The sequence below is a fragment of the Streptomyces sp. McG3 genome (genome assembly GCF_018619185.1).
Lineage (GTDB): Bacteria > Actinomycetota > Actinomycetes > Streptomycetales > Streptomycetaceae > Streptomyces.
On record NZ_JAAXYC010000492.1, the window covers coordinates 1 to 3732 of the forward strand.

At 73.8% G+C, this 3732-nt stretch carries 4 protein-coding genes; 3 read left to right on the plus strand and 1 reads right to left on the minus strand.

What is annotated here, in order from left to right:
• Nucleotides 1-223 precede the first annotated feature (223 nt).
• The 3 genes from dprA to HET64_RS37500 all read left to right on the plus strand — a co-directional run bounded on the left by dprA (nucleotide 224) and on the right by HET64_RS37500 (nucleotide 3090).
• Nucleotides 224-1336, plus strand: a complete 1113-nt coding sequence (dprA, locus tag HET64_RS37490; protein ID WP_215111705.1) for a DNA-processing protein DprA — start codon at nucleotides 224-226, stop codon at nucleotides 1334-1336.
• Nucleotides 1337-1590: 254 nt separating this feature from the next.
• The gene (gene whiG / locus HET64_RS37495) at nucleotides 1591-2427 is read left to right on the plus strand and encodes an RNA polymerase sigma factor WhiG (RefSeq protein WP_103507117.1); all 837 of its coding nucleotides are present in this window, start codon (nucleotides 1591-1593) and stop codon (nucleotides 2425-2427) included.
• Nucleotides 2428-2532: 105 nt separating this feature from the next.
• Complete coding sequence (locus HET64_RS37500; protein WP_018960723.1) at nucleotides 2533-3090, plus strand: TetR/AcrR family transcriptional regulator; 558 nt, start codon at nucleotides 2533-2535, stop codon at nucleotides 3088-3090.
• Here the strand turns inward: HET64_RS37500 and HET64_RS37505 are convergent.
• The coding region (locus tag HET64_RS37505; RefSeq protein ID WP_308370434.1) for a M23 family metallopeptidase at nucleotides 3041-3732 on the minus strand (692 nt) is incomplete at its 5' end. The two genes, HET64_RS37500 and HET64_RS37505, sit on opposite strands and share 50 nt — an antisense overlap.

Genomic DNA, 3732 nt, shown 5'->3' on the forward strand with positions numbered 1-3732 from the left:
GTCCGGGACGGGGGCGGGCCGGGAGCACAGCGCGGAGCCGGACCGGGAGTACGGCGCGGAGCTGGGCCGGGAGGCGGGTGCGGAGCTGGGCCGGGAGTGCGGCGCGCAGTCCGGCGGCCGGGGGCACGGGCCGGAGCCCGGCCGGGACCCCGGGTGGGACGGCGGCCGGGACCCCGGGCGGGACAGGGAGGCGGAGAGGCTGGCCAGGGCCGCGCTGACCCGGGTGCTGGAGCCGGGGGACGAGCGCGCGGGGCGCTGGCTCCGGCGGACGGGCCCCATCGAGCTGCTGCGGAGGCTCACCGTCGAGGACGGCTCCGCCGAGAGGCTGCCGGGGATGACCGCCGCACGGCTCGGGGGCTACCGGCTGCGGGCCGCCGAAGCGGAGCCGGGGCGGGACCTGGCCGCGGTCGCCGCGGTGGGCGGGCGCTTCGTCTGCCCGGGGGACCGGGAGTGGCCGAGCCAACTGGACGACCTGGGCGACGCGCGGCCCGTCGGGCTCTGGGTGCGGGGGCGCCCCGATCTGCGGCTGTGGTCCCTGCGCTCGGTCGCCGTGGTCGGCGCGAGGGCCTGCACCCCGTACGGGGCGCACATGGCGGCGGCCCTCGGCTCCGGGCTCGCCGAGCGGGGCTGGGTGGTGGTGTCGGGCGCGGCGTTCGGGGTGGACGGGGCCGCCCACCGCGGCGCGCTGGCCGCGGGCGGAGCGACGACGGCGGTGCTGGCCTGCGGGGTCGACGTCCCCTACCCGCGCGGGCACGCCGAGTTGCTCGGGCGACTGGCGCAACAGGGCCTCGTCGTCGCCGAGTTGCCCCCGTCCTCCCACCCCACCCGCAGCCGATTCATCCTGCGCAACCGTGTGATCGCCGCGCTGACCAGGGGGACGGTCGTGGTGGAGGCCGAATACCGCAGCGGTTCGCTGGTCACCGCCCGGCAGGCGCAACGGCTCGGGCGCTTCACGATGGGGGTCCCCGGCCCCGCCACCAGCGGACTGTCGGCAGGGGTCCACGAGCTGTTGCGCGGTGAGGGCGTGCTCGTCACCGACGCGGACGAAGTCGTCGAGCTGGTCGGGGACATCGGCGACCTCCCACCGGTCCGCCGCGGCCCGGTGCTGCCCAGGGACCACTTGGACGCGGTCGCCGCGCGGGTCCTCGACGCACTCCCCTACCACGGTGTCGCCCACCCCCGTGACCTCGCCCGCACCGCGGGGACGTCAGCCGACGAAACCCTCGGTCGACTGTACGAACTGCACTCACTGGGGTTCGTCGAACGCGAAGGCGACAGCTGGCGATTGACGGTTCCGTCGGCACGCAACGACGACGCGCGGCGAGGCGGTACTTGACCTGGAGCATTCGGGTGAAAAGGTAAGGCCGATGACCTCGCACGATCGATCGGTGACCTGCTCAGGGCCCGCGCCCACGGCGGCGGCCCCTGCCTCCGGCGGGCGCGGACGGTGTGAACGGCGGAACGCAATCAGGCGGCAGGGATCTCCTTTCCTGCGCGGACTGCGACGTCACAGTCACGCTACGCTCACAAGGATTCCGCCCCAGACAAAAGTCCCCCAGCACTTCACGGCAGAACGGCTCAAGGCACCACATGCCCCAGCACACCTCCGGGTCTGACCGCGCGGCAGTACCACCCGTTGCGCGTGGCACTGTGCGCCCTCCCGCCCCCTCCTCCCTCGACGAGTTGTGGCGCTCCTACAAGACCACGGGCGACGAGCGACTGCGGGAGCAGCTGATCCTGCACTACTCGCCACTCGTGAAGTACGTCGCGGGCCGGGTGAGCGTGGGGCTGCCGTCCAACGTCGAGCAGGCCGACTTCGTCTCCTCCGGGGTCTTCGGACTGATCGACGCCATCGAGAAGTTCGACATCGAACGGGCCATCAAGTTCGAGACGTACGCGATCACCAGGATCCGCGGCGCGATGATCGACGAACTCCGGGCCCTGGACTGGATCCCGCGGTCCGTCCGGCAGAAGGCGCGGAACGTGGAGCGCGCGTACGCGACGCTGGAGGCGCAGTTCCGGCGTACGCCGTCGGAGGCCGAGGTCGCCGCGGAGATGGGCATCGCGCTGGAGGAACTGCACGCTGTTTTCAGCCAGTTGTCGCTGGCGAACGTGGTCGCTCTGGAGGAGTTGCTGCACGTCGGCGGCGAGGGCGGCGACCGGCTGAGCCTGATGGACACCCTGGAGGACACCGCCGCCGACAATCCGGTGGAGGTCGCCGAGGACCGTGAGCTGAGAAGACTGCTCGCGCGGGCCATCAACACCCTCCCCGACCGCGAGAAGACCGTGGTGACCCTCTACTACTACGAGGGCCTCACCCTCGCGGAGATCGGCAACGTCCTCGGGGTGACCGAGAGCCGGGTCAGCCAGATCCACACCAAGTCCGTCCTCCAGCTCCGGGCGAAGCTGGCCGACGCGGGCCGCTGACGCACCCTTCCAGGTACTCTCCGGCCATCCGATCGGCGGCCGTGCCCTTCCCCCGCACGCCTGCCGCCGTAGAGTGGAGGCGTGCCCAGGATTCGAGCGGCCTCCGTGGCCGAGCACCGGACCATGCAGCGCGGCGCCCTCCTGGACGCCGCGCGCTCCCTGCTGTCCGAGGGCGGTACGGAGGCACTGACCTTCCCCGCGCTCGCCGAGCGCACGGGCCTCGCGCGCTCCTCCGTGTACGAGTACTTTCGCTCCCGTGCCGCCGTCGTCGAGGAGCTGTGCGCCGTCGACTTCCCCGTCTGGGCGGCCGAGGTCGAGAACGCCATGCAGGGCGCCGAGACGCCGGAGGCGAAGATCGAGGCGTACGTGCGCCGGCAGCTCGACCTCGTCGGGGACCGTCGCCACCGCGCGGTCGTCGCGATCTCGGCGAGCGAGCTGGACGCGGGCGCCCGGGAGAAGATCCGGGCCGCGCACGGCGGGCTGATCGCCATGATCGTCGAAGCGCTCGGGGACCTCGGCCACACACAGCCGAGACTGGCCGCCATGCTCATGCAGGGTTCCGTCGACGCCGCCGTGCGCCGTATCGAACTGGGCGTCGCGGAGGAGCCGGGCGTCATCGCGGACACCGTCGTCGCGATGGTCCTGCGTGGCGTGAGCGGCTGACCCGGACGGCGTCCGGCTCCGGCACCCCGAACACCGGCAGCAGCCGCGAGGGCCCCTTCCTCAGCAGTGAGGGCGGCAGCAGCGAGAGCGGGTCCAGATAGGCGTCCCCGCGCCGCAGCCCCCAGTGCAGACAGCCCTCATCGCAGTGGGACGGCCCTTCCTCCAGCACCCCGACCGGCTGCCCGGCCCGGACGCTCGCGTCCTTCTCGACCAGCGCCCGCACCGGCTCGTACGTGGTGCGCAGCGGCGGCGAACCGCTGCCGGCCACCTCGACGGCGACCACCCCGCGTCCCGCCACCCGTCCCGCGAACGAGACCCGGCCGTCGGCGGCCGCCAGCACCCGGGCGCCCGGCCCCGCCACGAGGTCCACGCCGCGATGACCGGGCCCGTACGGACCGGCGGGCGGCTCCCACCCCCGTAACACCGCGGGCCTCCCCGCCAGCGGCCAGCTCCGGGCGCCGCTGCCGCCCTCCGTGCCGCCCTCCGTGCGGGCGCCCGCACGGAGGGTCGCGTCGGTTCCCGCTCCCGGCGAGGACGCCAGGGCTCCGGCCGGCACGAGGGACCCACCCGGGTCCGAGGGGCCGGCCGGGAGCAGTACGTACAGCGGGAGAACAAGGACCACCAGGAGCAGCGGAAACGGGG